The organism is Lentilactobacillus sp., from assembly GCF_040773105.1.
GTDB lineage: Bacteria > Bacillota > Bacilli > Lactobacillales > Lactobacillaceae > Lentilactobacillus > Lentilactobacillus parabuchneri.
Map to the genome: position 1 here is coordinate 1 of NZ_JAXGWW010000112.1, position 6,507 is coordinate 6,507.

Annotated in this window: 5 protein-coding genes and 1 pseudogene; 1 reads left to right on the top strand and 5 read right to left on the bottom strand. The window is 45.2% G+C overall.

The window, feature by feature from the left end; all coding sequences use genetic code 11:
• Window positions 1-482, bottom strand: a pseudogene (locus tag AB3112_RS06955) (undecaprenyl-diphosphate phosphatase); the annotation flags it as partial.
• 201 nt (window positions 483-683) lie between these two features.
• Between AB3112_RS06955 and AB3112_RS06960 the strand changes: the two are divergent.
• Window positions 684-1,601: an NADP-dependent oxidoreductase gene (locus AB3112_RS06960; RefSeq protein WP_367334174.1), complete on the top strand. Its 918-nt coding sequence runs from the start codon at window positions 684-686 to the stop codon at window positions 1,599-1,601.
• Window positions 1,602-1,733: 132 nt separating this feature from the next.
• Here the strand turns inward: AB3112_RS06960 and AB3112_RS06965 are convergent, their stop codons facing one another.
• From AB3112_RS06965 to thrB, 4 genes are all read right to left on the bottom strand, one after another.
• On the bottom strand, window positions 1,734-3,089 hold the full coding sequence (locus tag AB3112_RS06965) for a threonine/serine exporter ThrE family protein (RefSeq protein WP_084973848.1): 1,356 nt from the start codon (window positions 3,087-3,089) through the stop codon (window positions 1,734-1,736).
• Window positions 3,090-3,248: 159 nt separating this feature from the next.
• Window positions 3,249-5,165, bottom strand: coding sequence for a MucBP domain-containing protein (locus AB3112_RS06970; RefSeq protein ID WP_367334175.1), 1,917 nt, complete (start codon window positions 5,163-5,165; stop codon window positions 3,249-3,251).
• A 283-nt stretch (window positions 5,166-5,448) separates the two neighbouring features.
• Window positions 5,449-5,883: an ACT domain-containing protein gene (locus AB3112_RS06975; protein WP_084973852.1), complete on the bottom strand. Its 435-nt coding sequence runs from the start codon at window positions 5,881-5,883 to the stop codon at window positions 5,449-5,451.
• On the bottom strand, window positions 5,861-6,507 hold a 647-nt coding region (thrB, locus tag AB3112_RS06980), incomplete at its 5' end, for a homoserine kinase (protein ID WP_367334176.1). The genes AB3112_RS06975 and thrB, both read right to left, overlap by 23 nt.

A 6,507-nucleotide genomic window follows, 5' to 3' on the forward strand; every position in this document is an offset into this window, starting at 1 on the left:
GTGAAAGCAGTTGGAACATGCCGATAATAAACGCGGTTTTGTAAGATAGGCGTCCCAAATCAGTTAATTGTGGGGTCCGATGGGCGTTGCGATTTTCAATCACGATAAACAAAATACCGTAAATCAGAAGCATGGCAGAAACGACTTGCCAGTTCATTAAATGCGCGTCCATCCAATCATTGAGCAACAGGCCAATGACGACGGACGGCAACGATGACCTTGAACCACAAAACCCAAGTTTCGTGTTGCTCAACGTGGGTTTTCTTTGGCGACAACGGATTAAGCTTATGGAAGTACAATACGACAACTGCCATGATGGCACCTAGTTGAATGACCACGTTAAACATGTCGGTGAATTGGGTACTTTGGCTCATTTTGATAAATTCGTTGACCAGGATTAAATGCCCAGTGGAACTGATTGGCAGAAACTCGGTAATCCCTTCAACGATGCCTAAAATAATTGCTTTAATAATATCTAACATCCAATAAACTCCCCATCATTTAAATTTATAGGATTAGCATGCCATAAAATTACTGTCAAAAGGACTGTTTTACCCATTATTTACAAGATTAATACCTAACTTTTACATTGGTAGAGGCAAGCTTTTCGATTCAAGATTCTTGCCCACATCTGTGAATACGCTTACAATTGCGCTAGTAAGATAAATGAGGAGGAAGAGATTATGAAAGCATATGGATATGAAAAACATGGTACACCCGACGTATTTCAAGAATACGACGTTCCAAAGCCGGAGCCAGCTTCTAATCAAGTGCTGATCAAAACAATTGCGATTGGTTTGAATAACCGTGAGCGGGCTGAGCGTAGCGGCGGATTTGGCACCTTATCCACACCAAATATTCCAGGTCGTGATGTTGTGGGTGAAGTCGTCGAAGTTGGCGATCGGGTCGATCAATTTGTCGTTGGTGAGTTGGTTATGACCCACACGGAACACGGCTATGCGGAATTCGTTTTGGGAGATCTGGACGCGACAGTCGGCGTTCCTGACGGGATTACGCCTACCAGAGCAGCTGGATTGATTACCCCGGGGCTGACGGCCTATAAAGCAGTTAAGTACTTTGGTGATATCCAGTCTGGCCAAACCGTTATTGTTAAAGGCGCTTCCGGCGGTGTTGGGTCACTAGCCGTTCAGATTGCGACGGATCTGGGTGCCACGGTGATTGGGATTGCATCCAGCCATAATGAAGATTATGTCAAATCAATTGGGGCGACCAAATTTGTGGCTTATGATCAAACTGATCCGGCAATCGAATTGGCTGACACTGGCGACGTTGTGTTAAACAGTGCGATGAATGGTGCCGGCACCGATGATGACGTTAAGATGGTGAAGCCAAACGGTACGATTGTCAGTGTTGCCCACAATTCGCCAACTACCGACAAACCGTTAAACTTTGTCCATGTTTACCCGACGGATGCGATGACCGACCGCGAAGCACTTCAGGCAGTCATTGATTTGATGCGTGACGGGAAATTAGATATTAACATTGGCTATAAGCTGCCATTTGACCGCGAAGGATTTGTAAAGGGCCACCAGTTGTTAGAGGAAAAGCATGATGGCCGTGTGGTGATTGTAGCTGGATAAGTGAATGATTGTGATAAATAATAAACCGGGTCGCCATGCTTTCGCGTGAGATCCGGTTTTCATTTGCTTTTAAGTTGTATTTTCAGTAATTCGCGGTTATCTTGCGATTTTCAATGATTCGTCTTACTATCCTTAATCGAAGTGTCGCCACTCCTTGTCCATCAAGGCTCTTGCCACGAACAAGCCCATTGGCAGAAAGACGATGATTAAGGCGGCTTTGGTTAACCACAGGGCGCCAACACTTATTTGGTTGATACCGATATTATAAACTGCCCGGTAGATATAAAGTCCCGGTACCATGATGACAATTGATGGGACCGTCAACGAGATTCTTGGGTAGCCGTTATATCGGTTGACTAAAGAAGCAATCAATCCGGCTACCAATGCGGCAATAAAGGCGGCTGCTGCAGGTGGCAGGGTGGTTAAATCAACCAGTTCTAATCGCAACGTGTTGGCAACCGCCCCAATCAGGCCGGCAGTCATCGCCATTTTCTGGGAACTGTTAAACATAATTGAGAAGCCGTAAACCCCGCAAAAACTGGCGGGAAGCCGCAATAACATGAGTAACACTGGCGATAAACCGAGTGGTAGGAAATTTTCTGGTCGAAAATCAAATAGCAGCGCCACCAGCCAACCAACTAAAGCTGCGACAGCGGTAATCATGATCGCGTACGCCAATCGTTCCAGCCCGGAACGCATATCTAGTTTTGAAATATCCAAGAAACTGGTGATAAATGGAAATCCGGGGATGACAAACAGCATTGCGCCAATGTAACCCGCTTCATGTTGAGCCAGAACCTGGAAGTTGGCCTCAAAAAGCTTAAACGAAAACATGTAAGCTAAACAGGCAATGGCAACCGCAATGGAAATACTGGCGATGGTGGTGATGTGCTGCTTTCCCATTTGACCCCGGAAATACTGGCCAATTCCAGCACCAATGAAGGAGCAGATCATTTCCGGAATGCCGCCACCCAGTAGAAAAATAAAGCCGCTGCAGGCCAAAGCAGCCGCCAAGCCTGAAATAATGGGGGTATATTGAACCGGTCGCTGCTCAATTTCGCTAATTTTGGCGTGGATTTGCTTAACGGTTGCGGTGCCGAAGTCTCGTTCAAAATGATTGACGAAATTTTCCAGCGTGTTCAATTTATCGGTGTTAACGCCGGTGTTGGGCAGGGCCAGTACTTGGGAGTAACTGTGATCGTTGATAAAGCAGGTAAATTGAAGCGAACTCAACCCGATATCTGCCGAGCAGGTTAGCCCCAAGACTCTGGCAATGGTGTTCATGGCATCTCGCACCCGCCACGCCCCTGTGCCACACGACAACATCACGATTCCGACTCGGCCAACAATTGAAGCCCGTTCCCTCAAGCCGGCTTGTTTTGCGGGGACTGATTCGTCAAGTGTGAATGATTTCCAGGGAATTGTCATGTGGTGGTTTTGTGATAAATGGAATTTTTTTGGTGCACTTGGTTCCTCGCTGTTTGCCATGATATCCTCCAGAATAATTTAAAATTCATGATTGCATACAATATTGTATTATATGCGTGCCATGAAACAAGTTTCAAGTTGGAAAGGGCTTACAGTTGGAAGTTTATTAAATGAGATTATAAAACCCTTGATATTAGACAATCAAGGGCTCGGCCAGTGTTATTTAATTGGTTTGATGTATCGGGTATTTGCAGTGATGTAGCCACCAGCGATTCGATACCTCAATGTGCCTCGTTTATTGAAATTATTTCCCCATGAGTAGTCGACATGATAAACCTTTAAGATGGTCCCTGCTTTAAAGCGGCCATTCTTTTTGGTGAAATTGGCGTTACTGTATCGGTTGATGGCAGAGATTGTTTTAACTTTGACGGGATAATTTGCGTGTCTTAATTGAACTAATTTACGATTTGCCGTTATGAAATTCCCATTACGGAGGACAAACCGGGTAGTCAGACGATGTTGAACTATTCCGTCGATTTTTAAGACGGTTCCCTGTTTATAATTTTTAACTTTGCCGGTTAGATTCTTGTACGCATATGAATTGACACCGGTTGGATTGATAACGGTTATGGTGGTATGCAACTTCTGATAATAGACCGGTGCCACATGTGTTGCTTGCGTCGTGATATAGCCGGTCTTATAGCGTGTTTTACTCAGGTGATTAACATCGCGGACTTTGTATCGAAGGCGGCCACTTGTTGATTTGCCGTAGCCGGTTACGACAAACATTGGTCGATAAATGCGTGGCTTTTTGACGTATCTAACGGTTCGTTGGTTAATTTTAAAAGTTGGGTTCTGGTAGAGATAGATCCGATTGATTGCGTAAACGACTGTTCCACGTGAAACAATTTCATTGGGATTGGTGATTGTTCCGCCCCCTGAATCGGGCGCTGGACTGGGTGTCGGTTGTGGATTCGGTGTTGGTTCCGGATTGGGGTTCGGTGGGGTCGGCGTTTGTTTCTTGAAATAATAAAAAGTCACAAATTGGGTGTTAGCGCTAAAAGTTCCCGTGACATTAACGGGTAACTGGTTCGTATCTAACGTATACGTGTCGCCCTTGTAGACAATAGTGCTGGGCTGATAGTTCCCAGTGGCCTGGTATGGGTCACCAACTTTTCCACTAATCGATTGACTGTTTTTAATCATTAAATGGTTGTCGCGATCAACGTAATTTACGATTACGGTGGCGTTGTCTGCGGTAGTCGCCACTTTTCGGTAAACGTAGGTGACCGTGATTGCCTCATTGCCCAGTAGTCCCGTTGCATTCGTTGGTAACTGCGTCGTGACTAACTGATAGATATTATTGTGGCTTGTGAGCGTATCGACTTTGTATGGTGCCTCTGCGGCATTGTAGCTATCGCCAACATAGCCGGTGATGATCTGATCATCGGCAATTGGCTGATGATTTTCGTCAACGTATTTAACGGTCACCGGCTGGGCAATCACCGGATTTTTCCGGTAGACATAGGTGACTGAGATAGGAGTTGTGCCAACGATTCCAGTTGCATTTGTCGGCAACTTAGAGGTGTCCAACGTGTAGCCTGGAATGACAGGCTTGAAATCATCACCTGAAACATCGTAGCTGCTGTTCACTTCTTGGGTAAAACTTTTGGAAGTAATCCCGGAAATTGGACTTCCGGATTCATCAACATAATGAACCGAAATCGTCGTTTTTTGTGGCGCAATTGGTAAGACATTGATAATGACAGTCTGATCGAAAACGTTCGTCCAAACATGAACTTCATTTCCGTTCAGGTAAACGAATTGATTAGGTTCAGGAGTAATGTTGGCATAGTTAAATTGGTAGTTATCGGGAATCCAGCTGTTAATAATCTGGTTAACATTTGCGTTGGTGCCATGAGTGTAAGTCTTTGTGCCAACCAGTTGATCACCATCCATAAATTTGATGGTCAGAGTCGATTCGTCTGGAAAAACACCACCATTTGTTTTCAGCGTATTTGAATCGTTTGCTGGGGTGAGTGTGACCGTCTGAAATCCTGTTTGGAGAGGTGTCTGTTCAACAGCTGAAAAGGTACCTAAGCCAGTCGTTGATGCTTGGGCCAGTGTGCCTAGCATTAACCAGCTCATTAGGATGCATAAAAGTGAACAAAAGCCTACATAAAGCCATTTCTTGAAATTACACATTAGTTACCCCCCTTAACTATATGTTGAAGCTCATACTCAACAATTCATATTAAACATCTAACTTAAGGCTAACATAACCAGAACGCGAACGGCAGTAAAAGGGTCTTTAGATTCGGCGTAAACGATGCTAAACGCAAAAAAGGTCTTCAATTCCATATTTATGGATCGAAGACCTTTTTGAGAATCTCACATGATGAGGTTGTCGTGTACGTTGTTATTCAATTGACACCAGTTGGACATTACTAGCGCCATCGACTTTCCTGATGTTGTTTAGCAAGCTGTCAATGGTTCCTTGAAAATGGCTTAGGTCCAGTGAGATGACGATGCTTGCGATATTGTGAATCGGGATGTTTTGGTTAATCGTTAATACGCTGGCACTTGATTCGGAGATGGTCGCTAAGACTTTCGAAAGGATGCCGCGTTGGTTTTCCAACATTAAGGAAATAACGGCTTTTCGGTCCATCATGTTTTCTTCGGGCAAGAAGACCAGGTCTTTATACTTATAGAAGGTTCCCCGGCTGATACCAACAACTTTGACAGCCTCACTGACCTGCTTGACTTTACCGCTTTCCAGCAATTGTCGAGCTTGAATGACCTTGTCAAAAGATTCAGGGAGAATGGAGCTATCAACGATGTAATACTTTTCCACGTTCACTTACCTCACTTGTTACGCCTGTCGAATCGACTGCCATCTTGCGAACCGTCCATTTTGGAAAGGCTGCTTGGGCATTTTCGACGATTTTATCAGCGTCGTTTTCGTTAGCGGTGATTGCCATCATGGTTGAACCGCTGCCACTAATGTACATCGTGCCGCCAAATTGCTCTGAAATGTTTTTAGCCTGACTGTAGTCCGGAATTAATTTTGCCCGGTATGGTTCGTGCATCCGATCATCACAGGCTTCGTGGATCATGTGACGATCACCCAGTTCCAAAGCTTTGGTCATTGCTGCACAGTGACTGACCTGGTGAATGGCATCGGCATAACTTAAAGTGGTCGGCAGCACCTTGCGAGCGGCGTGAGTGCTGACCTCATAATCAGGGATCATGGCGACAAAATGCAACTGGTTGCTGACGTGATATTGAATCACTTGCGGCAGGTTCTGGTCGTCAAGAAACGACACGCATAAGCCACCAAGAATAGCGGGCGTCACGTTATCGGGATGACCTTCCATTTCGGTTGCCAAGACTAACAATTGATCAGTTGAGATGGCGTCGCCGTACCACACACTGGCGGCTTTTAATCCGGCGACGACACAAACGGATGAGCTTCCAA

Bases quoted from the DNA above. Each gene is read 5' to 3' on its own strand.
- AB3112_RS06965 (WP_084973848.1), bottom strand. From the start codon at position 3,089: ATGGCAAACAGCGAGGAACCAAGTGCACCAAAAAAATTCCATTTATCA.
- AB3112_RS06960 (WP_367334174.1), top strand. From the start codon at position 684: ATGAAAGCATATGGATATGAAAAACATGGTACACCCGACGTATTTCAA.
- AB3112_RS06970 (WP_367334175.1), bottom strand. From the start codon at position 5,165: ATGCTAGGCACACTGGCCCAAGCATCAACGACTGGCTTAGGTACCTTT.